Here is a 14,971-nt window from a genome sequence, read left to right on the forward strand (position 1 = left end):
GAAATGGTGCGCACAATTTGGATATCGATCTCACGCCTGATTTTGGCTGGATTGCTTGGGGGAAGTTTGCCGTCGGTTGCCTCAGCGCATGAAGAGCCAGCACCTGAAGACCAAATCGCTTGCGCTCAACCCGACGGATGGTTTGCAGTTGAAGCGCGCGATCCCCGATTTGTGGTCTTTGGGGAAGTCCACGGAACCGCGGAATCTCCGCGTCTAATTGGCGAGGTTCTTTGCGGTCTGGCCATGCGCGGAAAACGCGTTCTGCTCGCAATTGAATTTTCCTCAAACCACAATGCAGCTTTGCAAACCGCATGGCAGGCGGAGGAAAGCGACTTTCGAGAGGCGCTGCGTCAAGGGGGATGGGAACGCCGCGAGGATGGTGTTGGAAGTGTCGCTATGCTTGAGTTGGTGGAACGGGCGCATCGGATCAAATCGCAAGGATCGGCCATTGATATTGTGGCCTTCAACGGGGCCCGCGACGGTGAGCAACGCGATCGCTTCGCCCATCTGGAAGGACAAGGCCCGCATGAGGCTGCCCAAGCAGAGAATATAGCGATGGCCGCCGACGCCGCCGACTATGATATTGTCATCGTTCTCGTCGGCAATTTCCATGCAAAGAAAGACCGCGTCACGACAGGTGATGCAACGTTTGAAACTATGGCGGCCAGACTTGAGCAATATGGCTCTGTAATTAGTTTGAACAACGCCAGCGCGGGCGGAACGTCTTGGAATTGTCAATTGCGCGACGATTTTGAGTTTGTCCACGGTGCACCGATTCCAAGCGATGCCATGCAATGTCGCGCCTTTCCCGCAAGCGGATGGCCGGACCTAAACTTGCCCACCTTCATCGCGCTTGATGCGCGCGGTGAAACCAAACCCCTGTTTGATGGATATTTCTGGTTGGGTCAGATCTCGGCATCGCCGCCAGCATTTACCAACGCAACCGAATGATCTTCCGCCGCGGCGCAGAATGTGCCAACCTTTCAACAAACGACAAAAGGGGATGGCAAATGAAAGCGTTGATGGGTTTCAGAGCAGCGTTTGGGGGCGCAGTGTTGACTGCGGCAATGGTGATCGGGGCCGTGGCAAACGCACAGGAAGAGAGCAATCCTTCGGGCATAACCCTTGGCAATGGCGAATCAAACTGGATCAAGGTTGACGATCTCACCCGCGCCGACAACTCTCGCACTTACACCGAACAACGCATCACCCAAGACCGGGCCTATGTGCGCCGCGGCGATGGCACGACGCTGACATTCTCAGAGGTTCATATTGAGGGCGACGGATGGCTCGTCATGCATCCGTTCATCGATGGCGCACCCAACGGCGATTACGTCGCCGGCTACAGCTTCGTTGAAGGTGGGACGAACAAAGACGTTTCGATCACATTGAACCCCGCCCCTGATAGTGGCGATATGTACATCGTCATGCTGCACAGCGACAGCAACGCCGACGGTGTGTTCGATTTCGTTTTCGTGGACGACACCAATGTAGAGGACCGAGCGGTTTTCGAAGGCAACCAAATGATCGCCCACGTCATCGCCGTTCCCTAAGACCTAAAACAGCGGGCTAGCCCTTGAAGCCGGCGTCCAAAAAGCCCGGCTTTGGGCCGTTCCATTCGCCGGCAGGCACAGGTTCATCGTCCTGATCGTAGCGTTTGTTGCTGGAACGCGAGCGCGGTTTGCGTTCGCCGCGCTCTTCGCGCGATTCCTCTTTGGAACGGCGCGGTTTGCGCTCCCGAGGAGCTTGCTCGGCATCGCTTGATGCCTGTTCTTCCGCCTTGTTGATTTCTTTCTCAGCCCGCGGATCGGCGTCATCGCGTTTGCGATTGCGGCTGCGCGAACGTTTTGGTTTCTCTTCACGCGCTTCGTCGGAGCTGTCTGTGCCGGCATCACCGCCAGACTTCGCGTTCGCACCCGGATCAGCCAATTCGACGCGAACGTCACCTTTACCAAAGACGGGGATCACATTTTTCGTCAGCTTCTCAACGTTCTCAATCGCTTCGGCATCGGATTTCGTCACCAATGTAAAGGCCCGCCCTTTTGCGCCCGCGCGACCGGTGCGGCCAATGCGGTGAACATAATCATCGGGATGCCAAGGCGTGTCATAGTTGAAAACGTGGCTGACACCTTTGATATCCAACCCGCGCGCGGCAACATCGGATGCAACCAAGATATTGATGTCGCCCGATTTAAACCGCTCCAGTTCTTTCTGACGCGTGTTCTGATCAATATCGCCGTGGATTTCACCGCTACGGAAACCGTTATTCTGCAGTTTCTTGTTCAATTCGCGAACGGTCGTTTTCTTGTTGGAAAACACAATCGCGGTTTCGACGTGATCGTTCTTCAACAACCATTCTAACGTCGACAATTTGGCGCGCTGTTCAACATTGATCTTGAACGCGGTGATATCCTTGTTCGTGGTCGCCGCGCGTGCCGTTTCAATCCGTTTGGGATTGTTCAAGAATGTCTTTGCCAATTTCGCAATAGGCGGCGGCATAGTCGCCGAGAACAACATCGTCTGACGGGTCTCGGGCAGCTTGGAGCAAATAAACTCAATATCGGGAATGAAGCCCATATCGAGCATCCGATCTGCTTCATCGATGACCAACAATTCGCAGCCATTCAGTAGAATCTTGCCGCGCTCAAAAAGGTCCATCAAGCGGCCCGGTGTCGCAATCAAAACATCGACGCCTTCATTCAACGCCTTAACCTGATCACCCATTTGGACGCCGCCGATAAGCAACGCCATTTTGAGGTCATGGTTTTTGCCGTATTTTTCGAAGTTCTCAGCCACCTGAGCCGCCAGTTCGCGGGTCGGTTCAAGGATCAAAGAGCGCGGCATCAACGCCCGGCGCCGGCCCGAAGCCATCACATCGATCATCGGCAGCACGAAACTGGCAGTTTTGCCGGTGCCGGTTTGCGCGATCCCAATCAGATCCTTCATCATGAGGACGGCGGGTATGGCTTCTGCCTGGATTGCGGTCGGCTCTGTATAGCCAGCGTCCGCCACAGCGTTGAGCAATTCAGGTGAGAGGCCGAGATCGGCGAAAGTCATGCGTTTCAAAATGTCCGGATAATGGGCAGCGTGAGCCGCCGAATTGGGTTGCGGTTGAGATTAATCCTCAACAGACGCCGCTGCGATTGGCCAAAAAAGGGCTAAAAGTCAAGATTTGGGCCAAATTCAGAGCAGGATAACACCGCGCGACACCATCAAGGCATCAGACAGGGTATTGGGGTGTTATTGAGTGACAGCGACGAGCTGCCGCATCCCTTCAACTTCGCATTTGGCGCCGCTGCGCGATTGCAGGGCGTCGCGGCCGACGCACAATCGCCCATCTTCGTTGCGCTCGACGTAAAAGCCGGAGTAAAATTGGCTGGCCCGGCATGCGCGTTCGAGGTTGACGCTGATCATCCGCTGGTCCTCCAAAAACAACAACAAGCGGTTACCATTCCCGGTTTGAACACCCGCAATCGTGTTGACCGGAAGGCAGCGATCCATCTCGCGCTCTTCGTATTGTGTAGTCAGGCCGCGTCGCGGCAATCGCGCAAGCAAATCGTTGCGAACGCCGGATCGCCGCGGGGTAATGCGGATAATCACGCGTTGTTCAATGCGCGCCTGACGTGTGATTTGCCCTCCCCGAAACGCGTCCAGCGGACTGGCAACCGGTCGTGCCGGAGAATACGGGCCTTCGGGCGGGGTGTCGTAATCGCGAGCAGAAATCGGTGCCGTCGCCGTCTTACCATCCGCCTGTGTCTCGGCATCGGCCTGCAACTGAACCGTGCTTTGCCCAAGCAACGGCAAAAGCAGCGCAAATGGCGCAGTCAGGGCAAGCAAACTTGGCATTGTCTGGCTAAGTTCCTCCGAAGGTCAGACGGCTATCAGGCGGGAAAGCGCCCTCAAGATTGGTCCGAAGAGCTACGCTTTTTGATTGAACGCTGGCTTAACTGACTGCTCAGAAAGGGCCAGTTGCTGGCAAAGCGCTGTTGGAATCGGACTCAAGTGTGGCATAGCCGCCACAATGACGAAGCATCCAGAGACAATCGACTCGTTCCTATCCAAAGCCGCCAATCTGTTGGGCGAGAAAGGGTTTTCAACCGACCCGGCCGACTTTGACGTGTGGCTCACCGATTGGCGCGGGCGATATTCGGGTAAGGCGCGCGCATTGGCATCCCCCGCTTCAACCAACGAAGTGGCCGGATTGGTCCAGCTGTGCGCTCAATATGGTGTCCCAATCGTCCCTCAAGGCGGCAATAGCGGCATGGCCGGTGGAGCAACGCCGGACGAGAGCGGCACCGCCGTTATCCTATCCTTGCGACGCATGAACGCGGTTCGTTCGTTGGATGCGATTTCGCAAATGGCCATTTGCGACGCTGGCGTCATCTTGCAAAACTTTCACGATGCGGCCGACGCGGCAGGCATGCGCTTCCCTCTTACGCTTGGCGGCAAAGGATCAGCGACCATTGGAGGGTTGGTCTCCACCAATGCCGGCGGCACTCAGGTTTTGCGCCACGGCACGATGCGCGCACAGGTCTTGGGGATTGAGGCGGTGTTGGCCGATGGCCAGATCTTTGACGGGTTAACCGCCTTGAAAAAGGACAATCGCGGCTTCGACCTCAAACAGCTTTTAATCGGGTCAGAGGGCACGTTGGGCATTGTGACGGCGGCAACGCTAAAATTGCAGCCAGCCCCACGCAGCCGCGTGACCGCATGGGTTGGATTGCCGTCCATCACAAAAGCGCGCGCGTTGTTGCAAAAGGTTGATCGCGCAATTGGCGAACCCTTGGAAGGGTTTGAGGTTGTGCCAGCCCATTGCCTCGACAGCGTCTTGGCGCTGCTTCCCGATGCTCGTTCACCGTTAGCGGGGCGCCACGAATGGAACGCCTTGATTGAATGTGTGGGCCATGATGATGATGATGATTCCCTGCGCGAAGCATTGGAAAACGTATTGGCTCAGGCCGTTGAAGACGATTTGGTTGAGGATGCAATGATCGCGGCCAACGAAAAACAGGCTGAGGATTTGTGGACATTGCGCGATTCAATATCCGCAGCGGAGCGAGCCCTGGGTCCCGCGATGCAGCACGATATCTCCGTTCCGGTGGAAAAGATGCCCGAATTCATCATGGCAACCTTACCCCTAATCGAAGAGGAATTCGCGGGCACCACGGTCGCCGCCTTTGGCCATTTGGGAGATGGAAACGTTCATTTCCACGTGCTCGCCCCAGACGGTGCCGTCGCGGGGGAATGGGAAGAAGGCCCCGGCAAAACGGTCAGCGCGCGAGTCTATGACCTTGTCACCCAATGGGGCGGTTCCATCAGCGCAGAACACGGCATCGGACAAATGAAGGTCGATGAATTGGGGCGCTTGGCCGACCCCGCTGCGTTATCGATGATGCGAGCGGTCAAACAGGCGCTGGACCCGCAAAATCTGCTCAATCCGGGCAAACTTGTCCCCCAGTCGACCGATTAGTTCGCGGGCTTCGAAGCGCGTCAATCGAGCCCAGCCTTGCGCCTTGCGCAATCACCGACTAAAGCGCCGCATTCGGCGTCTGGGGAAAGCGCAAGCGACATCCGTTTATCCGCCGGTATCACAGTTTTCATCCGCTAATATTCGGAGATATTCCCATGGCCACCGCGCCGCAGCCGCAACTTCCGTTGTTCTACAAAGACCTGCTCCCACTCAACAGCCGCGATCACGGCGACTGGAAAGTCAGCAGTTTCGACGATGCAGGGTTCCTTGCGAACACGCACGCCATCCCATTGACCGTTGACGAATTTGTTGACGCGCAACGCAGCTATCCTGTTGTTTTCACAGCCGGCGACAACCCGTTGCCGATCGCTTTGATGGGCCTCAATGAAGGGGTTAACACCTTCATCGCCGAAGACGGCAAGCTTGAAGCGGGCGTGTATGTCCCAGCCTATATCCGTCGTTATCCATTCATCCTCGCCAAGCTGAACAAAGACAGCGACGACATGTCACTTTGCTTTGATCCGCAATCGGGCGTCGTGGGTAAAACCGATGATGGTCAAGGATTGTTCGACGGTGAAAACCCAACCGAATACACCCAAGGCGTTCTTGAATTTTGTAAGCGTTTCGAAGAATCGGGCCAACGCACCAAGGCGTTCCTCGAAGAATTGAAAAAGCTCGACATTCTTATGGACGGCGAAATTTCGATCACGCGCAACGACATGCCGGACACACCTTTTGTTTATCGCGGGTTCCAAATGGTCGACGAAAACAAGCTGCGCGAACTTCCCGCAGAAACCGTCCACTCATTGAACAAAAACGGCATGATGATGCTGATCCACGCTCAATTGTTCTCAATGAACTTGATGCGTTCGATCTTTGAGCGTCAATCCGCGCAAGGCAAAGTGCCAACGCCAAACGCGACGCCTGCCGTTTAAGAACGGTTTAAGGCGGCACAAACCGCCATATTGGATACAGAAAGAGCGGGGTGCGTCTTGAACGCGCCCCGCTCTTTTCTTATCTATTAGCCATAGGCGGTTTTCCCCTCATGAGCCGCCTATATTGGAGACGCTTTCGGGCGTTCCCTCCCTGAACCTGGCCACCTCGTGCATCCCTATTCAAGAGCGCGGGGTGGCTTTTTTGGTCTCAAACATCGTCATACAATGCGATTGACGCATGTTGCGCTCGTCGTTGCGCCGGGTGCCTACTATTCTGCGGCTTGCGCCGTTCCGCCACCTACGCCCAGTCCGGCCGTTTCCGCACCCAATTCGCGCACCAGCCCGGCCAACATAGTGGCCAAGGGCTTCACCGCAGCGGTGGGCATCGACAATGCATCATCGAGATAGGTCGATCGGCACACTTCGATTTGTATCGCGTGAATATTGCGCGACGGAGAGGCGTGACGATCCAACACATATCCCCCTGCATACGGTCGATTATGCGCCGCAACGCACCCTTGCCTTCCAAGATAGCGAAACGCGCGCGATAGGAGTGAAGAATGGCACGACGCGCCAAACCTATCGCCTAAGACGATTTGAGGCGCAGGCGCATTGCCATCGCCGTTCACACCAGCAATCGATGAGTGGGACGAGCGCAAAGGGGGCATGGAGTGCAAATCCACCAACAATGCCGCGCCCCAAGCGTCACGGATCCGCTCCAGTTCCTGCGACAAGAATTCATGATACGGCCGATGGATTGTGTCGATCCGCTGGTCCAACTCCTCTCGTGGCAATTTGGAACGCCAAATCTCGCCAAATCCCGGCAAACGGCGTGGGACCAAGCCCAAACCGCTGCGCGCTCGTGCGTTGGATCCAGCAGGCCGTGTCTGCGGCCTTGTACCGCGGCGACGCGGTCCTGCGATCATATCCCAATCAACATCATCGTGGGCTCGGTTCAAATCGAGCATGGCGCGCGGCGCCTGTGCAACCAAAAATCCGGTCCCTGTGGCCCGCGCGATCTCCACTCCGACATCATCGATATGGCGATCTTCGAGACGCAATTGACTCAAATCGGGGTCGCGCATTTGCGCGAGAGTTTCGCCCGGATACACCCGCCCGGCATGCGGGATCGCGATCAAAACGGGCAACGGCATAGATCGTGGCGCAATATGGACAAAAGCTGGGGTAACGCCTGCCCCTTCTCCAGAGTCCGGATCACGTCCGTTTTTACCAGAAACAGAGCCAAATGGCGGTCGAGCGACTAAGGGCCCAACCGAACCACCGCGCGTCGTGATCAAATCCTTGGCGTTACCTCCGGGGCGTGAGGGAGCGCCGGAGCCGGATGAGCCGAAATGTGGTGGCGTTAACCGCATGGTCAATTTGCTGCCTGCTTTGGACGTGAGTGTCAAAACATCTGTGAACCAAACGTTTCGACAAAAACACTGCGTATCAGTCCGAGGGCGTGGCTTTTCGACGAACGGCGAAGGAAAGTGGTGAAATCGGTAAGCAATCGCGTTTACCCGTCTCGAAACAGGTCACTGCAGTGATCTGGGAAAGATTTCTTAAGTGAACGACTGTAGGGAGCCTGCATGACATCGATTCCTACCAATTCTGCCCCCCGCATCCTCTTGGCCGAGGATGAAGACGCGATGCGCAGCTATCTTGAACGCGCCCTTCACAAAGCGGGCTATGAAGTCAGCAGCGTCGATCGCGGCACCGATGCGGTGCCATTGCTGGAGACTCAGGAATTTGATCTGTTGCTGTCCGACATTGTGATGCCAGAAATGGACGGGATTGAGTTGGCGCAACGATGCGCCGAAGTCAGCCCGCGCACCAAAGTCATGTTTATCACGGGTTTTGCGGCGGTGTCTTTGCGGGCGAGCCGAGAGCAACCCCATGCAAAAGTCTTGTCGAAACCGTTCCACCTGCGCGATTTGGTGTTGGAAGTGGAACGCGTGTTTGAAGACCAGCAACAAGCCAGCGTCTAATCGGCTAAATAGCGGGCGCGCAGGTGATTCTGGGTTCACCCCAAGAAAACGCGGTGCAATTTCATGCACGAATCGCTTGCACACTGATAAACCCTTCGCTAGTTGCCCGCTTCGCTTTGAAGCCCTAGGGCTGCGAAGCAACAGGACGAACGCGTGGGCGTATAGCTCAGTGGTAGAGCACTATGTTGACATCGTAGGGGTCGGGAGTTCAACTCTCTCTACGCCCACCATTCGTCCCTTTCCCTTTTTGCATCGATAATCACTGACGTAAGGCATCAGCCGGTCGTACGGCGACCTGCGTGACCGTCTTTCGCTCGACATTACACTGTGCGCCGCGGCTTCCGTGGCTGCAAACGGTCAAAACGGCCCCAAAATGCCGCAAAAACCAATCAATCAGAGTGTCAAAGCGCCAGATTCGACATTAGCCGCTCCCCCGGTCTTGCGCCCGCTCCCACCTCTGCTAGAGCGCGCAGCAGGGATCACATCAGACATTGATGTTGTGTACAGTCACTCGAAAGGGATGAGGCGCCAGCCATGCAAAAAATTCAGGTCAAAAACCCAGTCGTCGAACTCGATGGCGATGAGATGACGAAGATCATCTGGCAATGGATCCGCGAGCGGCTGATCCTCCCATATCTCGACGTTGACCTTAAATATTACGACCTCTCAATCGAAAAACGCGACGAGACCGACGATCAAATCACGATCGATGCGGCCAACGCGATTCAAGAACATGGCGTTGGCGTGAAATGCGCAACCATCACGCCGGATGAAGAACGCGTCGAGGAATTCGACCTTAAGAAGATGTGGCGTTCGCCAAATGGCACGATCCGCAACATCCTTGGTGGTGTTGTTTTCCGTGAACCAATCGTCATCGACAATGTGCCGCGCCTTGTGCCGGGTTGGACCCATCCGATTGTTGTTGGTCGCCACGCATTTGGTGACCAATATCGCGCAACCGACACATTGATCCCGGGCCCGGGTAAGCTGCGTTTGGTGTATGAAGGCACCGACGGCACCAAGCTTGATCTTGATGTGTTTGAATTCGAATCATCGGGCATCGCGATGGCGATGTACAACCTCGACGATTCTATCCGCGCCTTTGCCCGCGCATCGATGAATTACGGCCTTGATCGCAAATGGCCTGTTTATCTGTCGACCAAGAACACGATCATGAAAGCCTATGATGGCCGGTTCAAAGATCTGTTCGAAGAAGTGTTCGAAGCAGAATTCAAAGACAAGTTTGAAGAAGCAGGCATCACTTATGAACACCGCTTGATCGATGACATGGTCGCGGCGGCTCTCAAATGGAGCGGTAAGTTCGTTTGGGCATGTAAAAACTATGACGGCGACGTTCAATCGGACACGGTCGCTCAAGGTTTCGGCTCACTCGGCCTGATGACATCTGTTTTGATGACACCTGATGGCAAGACCATCGAAGCCGAAGCAGCACACGGCACCGTTACACGCCACTTCCGTCAGCATGAGCAGGGCAAGGCAACGTCGACCAACCCGATTGCATCAATCTTCGCGTGGACGCGCGGCCTGATGTATCGCGGCAAGTTCGATGAAACACCCGATGTGGTGAAATTCGCCGAAACGCTTGAACGTGTTTGCATCGAAACCGTCGAAAAAGGTCAAATGACCAAGGATCTCGCCTTGCTCATCGGCCCAAGCCAAAACTGGCTGACGACTGAGCAATTCTTTGAAGCGATCGTTCAAAACCTCGAAACCGAAATGAAAAGCTGGTCGTAAATTGGCCTGGATGGGTGGTTCCGCCGCCCGTCCACATTTTCAACATAGAATTCATGGGGCGGCTGTTCGATCCGAATGGCCGCCCTATTTGTTGGACGATTGGATCGCCCTGACCCGTTCAATGTGCAAACCCTCGTTGATCAACAATCGCCGCAATCCGTGACACAATCGACAAGGAAGGCTAATCGCATCCTATGGCAGGCGAACTGACCCTTTCTCCGGTAATGTCCGATGCGCTCGTGATTTTGGGGTCGGCGGGCATTGTGATCCCCGTGTTTGCGCGTTTTCGCATCACGCCAATCATCGGTTTTATCCTAATCGGAATTCTGATTGGTCCCTATGGATTGGGGACTCTGGTCAATCGCGTCCCCTGGCTTAGCCATATTACGATTTCTGATCCGGACCGATTAACGCCGTTCGCCGATTTTGGGATCATCTTGTTGCTGTTTGCGATCGGGCTGGAATTGTCATTCAACCGCCTATGGCAATTGCGCCGCCTCGTATTTGGTTTGGGCAGTTTGGAACTGCTGATCATCGGCAGCGTGTCGGCCGCCTTCTTTGGCTATTACAGCGGGATGAACACGACAGCGGCGCTCGCCTTGGGCTTTGCCTTGGCGTTCTCTTCGACCGCGATTGTGCTGCCAATATCGGGGACCCGTTCGCCGGTTGGACGCGCCGCATTGTCGATGTTGTTGTTCGAAGACATCATGATCGTGCCGATCATCTTCATCCTCGGCGCGCTCGCCCCCAACGCAGCCACGGACGGCATGAGCGGGTTGACGACGACATTGGTGCAAGGGGGCATTGTCATCATCGCCCTATTGGTGATCGGCCGATTCGCCCTTCCCCGCCTGTTTAGCCAAGCCGCACGCACCAAGAGCCCCGAGCTGTTTTTGGCGGCGTCTTTGCTGGTTGTGATCGGCGCCAGTTTGGCCACCGCAGCGACCGGCCTTTCCCCGATTGTGGGCGCGTTGATTGCCGGATTGTTGATCGCGGAAACGGAATATCACGGCGAAGTCGAATCGATCATGCAGCCGTTTAAGGGGCTCGCTTTGGGTGTCTTCCTCATCACAATCGGGATGAGTATCGATGTGATGGAGATCTGGCGCAACCTGGGTGAGATTTTCGCCGCCGTGGTCGGAGTCTTGGTGTTCAAGGCAATCATCACGGGCTGTTTGCTCAAATTGATGGGTGCCCGCCGCAGCACAGCGACTGAAACTGGGGTCTTAATGGCCAGCCCCAGCGAAACATCATTGATCGTGCTGGCCGCCGCGACCAGCGCTTTGGTCATCGACGTAGAAACGGCCCAGTTCTGGCAGATTGTGACCGCCATCGGGCTTACGATTACGCCGGTTCTGGCCAAACTGGGCCGGGTCATTGCGCGGCGCGTCGAAGCTGTGCCCGAATTGCCCGATGGCGATGAAAGCGAGGCGCGCACGATCATCATTGGCGGCGGCCGGGTCGGTCGACTGATTGCCGATATGCTGGTCACGCACGATCAACCCTATGTCATTCTCGATTCCGATCCCGATATGATCGACAACGCCAAGCGCGACGGATATCGCGCAGCCTTTGGTGATGCCGCGCGCGGCGATGCGTTGTCCCGTCTTGGCATTGAAAAGGCACCGGCTTTGGTCCTGTCGATGGACGAACCCGTCTTGGCCCAGCGTCTTGTGGCCAAATTGCGCGGCGAATATCCCGATTTGCTTATCGTGGCCCGCGCCCGCGACACCGATCACGCTGCGTCTCTCTACCGGGCTGGCGCAAGCCATTCGGTGCCAGAGAACCTGGAAAGCTCCTTGCAGCTATCCGAAGCGGTGTTGGTCGATATTGGCGTGGCGATGGGACCCGTTATCGCATCAATCCACGCGAAACGGGACGAATATCGCGAACGGTTGGAGGTGGATGGGGGCCTCAATCAAAAACCAAAGTTAAGGACGTCAGCAGCCGATCCCGACCCGGCGTAGCCGAACAGCTACCCGGCCAAAACTTGCTTTACCGCTGCGATCGCATCGGCACCTTTTGAGCCATCTGGTCCACCGCCTTGCGCCATGTCAGGGCGACCGCCGCCACCCTTCCCTCCAAGAGCCTCAACGCCTTTGCGCACAAGATCAACCGCGCTGAAACGGTCGGTTAGGTCATCGGTAACAGCCGCAGCAATGCTGGCCTTTCCGTCATTCACAGCGACAATCGTTGCAACACCAGATCCAAGTCGTGCCTTCGTTTCGTCCAGCAATGGGCGCAGCTCCTTAGGGCTCAACCCCTCGAGCACTTGCCCGCTGAATGCGATCCCGGCCACCTCTTCGTCACCGCCGCCTTCAGCCCCGGTCGCAGCTCCGCCACCACCAAGGGCAAGCGCCTTCTTCGCTTCGGCCAATTCCTTTTCAAGCCGCTTACGCTCTTCAAGCAAAGCAGTGATCCGAGCAGGGACTTCTTCCGGCGTGGCACGAATTACGCCTGCGGCAGACTTCAACGCCTCTTCGCGCCCAACCAGCCAATTGCGCGCGGCATCACCTGTGAGAGCCTCAATTCGGCGGACACCAGACGAAACCGCGCTTTCAGAGATGATCCGAAACACCCCAATGTCGCCCGTCGCATTCACATGAGTTCCGCCGCACAATTCAACCGAATAACTTAGTCCACCATCATTGGCGCGGCCCATGGAAAGGACGCGGACTTCATCGCCATACTTCTCTCCAAATAGGGCAAGCGCGCCCGCCTCAACGGCGTCATCGGGGCTCATCAATCGCGTCGCAACCGGCTCATTGGCGAGGATTTCCGCGTTCACTTGCGCCTCGATCGCGGTGACTTCATCAAGGTCGAGCGCTTTGGGATGGGAGAAATCGAAGCGCAGACGATCCTGTGCAACCATCGACCCTTTCTGCGTTACGTGATTGCCCAATTGATTGCGCAATGCCGCATGCACCAGATGGGTGGCGGAGTGGTTTGCGCGAATCTGTGATCGACGTTCACTATCAACTTCCAATTGTACGTTGTCGCCGACCGACACCGTGCCGGCCGATATGGCACAATGATGCGCGTGCAGTCGGCCAAGCGGCTTGCTTGTATCCGTAACAGTTGCGGCCAACCCGCCGGGCATGCTGATCGTGCCGGTGTCGCCCGTTTGCCCACCGCTTTCACCGTAGAACGGCGTTTGATTGGTCAGGATTACAACGTCTTCGCCTGCTTTGGCCGATGCAACTTCGTCGCCATCTTTGACAATGGCAACGACTGTCCCCTCGCCCGAAGTGGACGAATAACCTGTGAATTCACTGGCGCCTTCACGCTCTGCGATGTCAAACCAGACCTCTCCCGAAGCCGCCTCGCCTGACCCTTTCCAAGCCGCACGGGCCGACGCCTTTTGACGCTCCATTGCGCCATCAAATCCAGTTCGATCAACGCTGATCCCGCGCGCACGAAGCGCATCTTCGGTTAGGTCGTATGGAAAACCGTACGTGTCGTAGAGTTTGAACGCGGTTTCGCCGTTAAGTTCTCCGCCAGACGACATATCGCCCGTTGCCTCATCCAACAGCTTGAGTCCCTTATCGAGAGTTTTGCGGAATTGTGTTTCCTCTCTCAACAGCACTTCTTCGATCAACGCCTGACCGCGCACAAGCTCCGGGTAAGCCTGTCCCATTTCGGTCACGAGCGAAGGAACAAGCCGATGCATCAACGGTTCACCCGCTCCCAAAAGGTGCGCGTGTCGCATGGCGCGGCGCATAATCCGCCGCAAAACATATCCGCGCCCCTCATTGGAAGGCAGCACACCATCCGCCATCAGAAATGATGTGGAACGCAGGTGGTCGGCTATAATCCGGTGAGAACCAGCATTGGCCCCTGCGGCGGCGACGTTTGTATGGTTCTCCGATGCAGCGATCAAGGCCTTGAACGTGTCGATATCGTAGTTGTCATGCACGCCCTGCATAACGGCTGCGATCCGTTCCAGACCCATTCCGGTATCGATTGAAGGGCTGGGCAAGTCGCGGCGGACGCCGTCGGCCGCTTGGTCGAATTGCATGAAGACCAGGTTCCAGATTTCGATGAACCGATCGCCGTCTTCGTCTGGACTGCCCGGAGGGCCGCCGGCGATGTGTTCGCCGTGATCGAAGAAGATCTCTGAGCTTGGCCCGCACGGTCCGGTTTCGCCCATCGACCAAAAATTGTCGTTGGTGGCGATGCGGATGATACGATCATCGGGCAATCCTGCAATCTTGCGCCACATATCGAAGGCTTCATCGTCAGTGTGGTAAACCGTTACCAGCAATTTGTCGGCAGGCAGGCCCCATTCGCGTGTGAGAAGCGTCCACGCATTTTCAATCGCCTGTTCTTTGAAATAATCCCCAAAGGAGAAATTTCCAAGCATCTCAAAAAAGGTGTGATGACGCGCGGTGTAGCCAACATTGTCCAAGTCGTTGTGCTTACCACCGGCACGAACACATTTTTGCGAAGACGTCGCACGCGGTGCGGGCGGTGTTTCCAGACCGGTGAAGACATTCTTGAACGGAACCATACCCGCATTGACGAACATCAATGTGGGATCGTTGTACGGAACCAACGGTGCGCTTGGCACCGGCGCGTGATCCTTTCCTGAGAAGAAATCCAGAAAGGAGCGGCGAATGTCATTAGTCGAAGTCATGCAATGTCAGTTAAGCAATGCATGAGGTCTCGACAAGCCAAAGCGTGAGCCAAATGAACCATTCTGGCCAAAGCAATTGTGGACCGTTTCGGCAGAAGCACGCTGCCGCGAGGGTCGCCGCCCAAAACACTCCCGAACACAAACGAAAAACCGACGTGAACCGCGCCTCTCGGGGGAGAGACAGTCC

General features: G+C 56.1%; 11 protein-coding genes and 1 tRNA gene. 8 read left to right on the plus strand and 4 right to left on the minus strand.

Annotated elements, in window-relative coordinates; all coding sequences use genetic code 11:
• Window positions 1-3: 3 nt before the first annotated feature.
• Window positions 4-951 carry a hypothetical protein gene (locus BQ8290_RS03380; protein WP_108787629.1) on the plus strand — a complete coding sequence of 316 codons (948 nt, stop codon included), beginning with the start codon at window positions 4-6 and terminating at the stop codon, window positions 949-951.
• Between the two features lie 59 nt (window positions 952-1,010).
• Window positions 1,011-1,553, plus strand: coding sequence for a DUF7282 domain-containing protein (locus tag BQ8290_RS03385; RefSeq protein WP_337660962.1), 543 nt, complete (start codon window positions 1,011-1,013; stop codon window positions 1,551-1,553).
• 16 nt (window positions 1,554-1,569) lie between these two features.
• On the opposite strand, the gene BQ8290_RS03390 is transcribed toward BQ8290_RS03385, so the two are convergent.
• Complete coding sequence (locus BQ8290_RS03390; RefSeq protein WP_108787633.1) at window positions 1,570-3,057, minus strand: DEAD/DEAH box helicase; 1,488 nt, start codon at window positions 3,055-3,057, stop codon at window positions 1,570-1,572.
• Between the two features lie 183 nt (window positions 3,058-3,240).
• Window positions 3,241-3,846: a hypothetical protein gene (locus BQ8290_RS03395; RefSeq protein WP_108787635.1), complete on the minus strand. Its 606-nt coding sequence runs from the start codon at window positions 3,844-3,846 to the stop codon at window positions 3,241-3,243.
• Between the two features lie 175 nt (window positions 3,847-4,021).
• Here BQ8290_RS03395 and BQ8290_RS03400 point away from each other — a divergent pair, with 175 nt between their 5' ends.
• Both BQ8290_RS03400 and BQ8290_RS03405 read left to right on the plus strand, forming a co-directional pair.
• Window positions 4,022-5,470: an FAD-linked oxidase C-terminal domain-containing protein gene (locus BQ8290_RS03400; protein WP_108787637.1), complete on the plus strand. Its 1,449-nt coding sequence runs from the start codon at window positions 4,022-4,024 to the stop codon at window positions 5,468-5,470.
• Between the two features lie 155 nt (window positions 5,471-5,625).
• Entirely contained in the window at window positions 5,626-6,405 is a 780-nt protein-coding gene (locus BQ8290_RS03405; protein WP_108787639.1) for a SapC family protein, read from the plus strand.
• Window positions 6,406-6,674: 269 nt separating this feature from the next.
• On the opposite strand, the gene BQ8290_RS03410 is transcribed toward BQ8290_RS03405, so the two are convergent.
• Window positions 6,675-7,703, minus strand: a complete 1,029-nt coding sequence (locus BQ8290_RS03410; RefSeq protein ID WP_337660963.1) for an N-formylglutamate amidohydrolase — start codon at window positions 7,701-7,703, stop codon at window positions 6,675-6,677.
• A gap of 291 nt (window positions 7,704-7,994) precedes the next feature.
• Here BQ8290_RS03410 and cpdR point away from each other — a divergent pair, with 291 nt between their 5' ends.
• From cpdR to BQ8290_RS03430, 4 genes are all read left to right on the plus strand, one after another.
• The gene (gene cpdR, locus BQ8290_RS03415) at window positions 7,995-8,393 is read left to right on the plus strand and encodes a cell cycle two-component system response regulator CpdR (protein WP_108787643.1); all 399 of its coding nucleotides are present in this window, start codon (window positions 7,995-7,997) and stop codon (window positions 8,391-8,393) included.
• A gap of 155 nt (window positions 8,394-8,548) precedes the next feature.
• A tRNA-Val gene (locus BQ8290_RS03420) sits at window positions 8,549-8,623 on the plus strand.
• Between the two features lie 304 nt (window positions 8,624-8,927).
• Window positions 8,928-10,148, plus strand: a complete 1,221-nt coding sequence (locus tag BQ8290_RS03425) for an NADP-dependent isocitrate dehydrogenase (protein ID WP_108787645.1) — start codon at window positions 8,928-8,930, stop codon at window positions 10,146-10,148.
• A 194-nt stretch (window positions 10,149-10,342) separates the two neighbouring features.
• Complete coding sequence (locus BQ8290_RS03430) at window positions 10,343-12,115, plus strand: cation:proton antiporter domain-containing protein (protein ID WP_108787647.1); 1,773 nt, start codon at window positions 10,343-10,345, stop codon at window positions 12,113-12,115.
• 8 nt (window positions 12,116-12,123) lie between these two features.
• On the opposite strand, the gene alaS is transcribed toward BQ8290_RS03430, so the two are convergent.
• Entirely contained in the window at window positions 12,124-14,784 is a 2,661-nt protein-coding gene (alaS, locus tag BQ8290_RS03435; RefSeq protein ID WP_108787649.1) for an alanine--tRNA ligase, read from the minus strand.
• Between the last annotated feature and the right edge of the window lie 187 nt (window positions 14,785-14,971).

This window comes from Erythrobacter sp. Alg231-14, assembly GCF_900149685.1.
GTDB lineage: Bacteria > Pseudomonadota > Alphaproteobacteria > Sphingomonadales > Sphingomonadaceae > Erythrobacter.

Bases quoted from the DNA above. Each gene is read 5' to 3' on its own strand.
- BQ8290_RS03380 (WP_108787629.1), top strand. From the start codon at position 4: ATGGTGCGCACAATTTGGATATCGATCTCACGCCTGATTTTGGCTGGA.
- BQ8290_RS03385 (WP_337660962.1), top strand. From the start codon at position 1,011: ATGAAAGCGTTGATGGGTTTCAGAGCAGCGTTTGGGGGCGCAGTGTTG.
- BQ8290_RS03390 (WP_108787633.1), bottom strand. From the start codon at position 3,057: ATGACTTTCGCCGATCTCGGCCTCTCACCTGAATTGCTCAACGCTGTG.
- BQ8290_RS03395 (WP_108787635.1), bottom strand. From the start codon at position 3,846: ATGCCAAGTTTGCTTGCCCTGACTGCGCCATTTGCGCTGCTTTTGCCG.
- BQ8290_RS03400 (WP_108787637.1), top strand. From the start codon at position 4,022: ATGACGAAGCATCCAGAGACAATCGACTCGTTCCTATCCAAAGCCGCC.
- BQ8290_RS03405 (WP_108787639.1), top strand. From the start codon at position 5,626: ATGGCCACCGCGCCGCAGCCGCAACTTCCGTTGTTCTACAAAGACCTG.
- cpdR (WP_108787643.1), top strand. From the start codon at position 7,995: ATGACATCGATTCCTACCAATTCTGCCCCCCGCATCCTCTTGGCCGAG.
- BQ8290_RS03425 (WP_108787645.1), top strand. From the start codon at position 8,928: ATGCAAAAAATTCAGGTCAAAAACCCAGTCGTCGAACTCGATGGCGAT.
- BQ8290_RS03430 (WP_108787647.1), top strand. From the start codon at position 10,343: ATGGCAGGCGAACTGACCCTTTCTCCGGTAATGTCCGATGCGCTCGTG.
- alaS (WP_108787649.1), bottom strand. From the start codon at position 14,784: ATGACTTCGACTAATGACATTCGCCGCTCCTTTCTGGATTTCTTCTCA.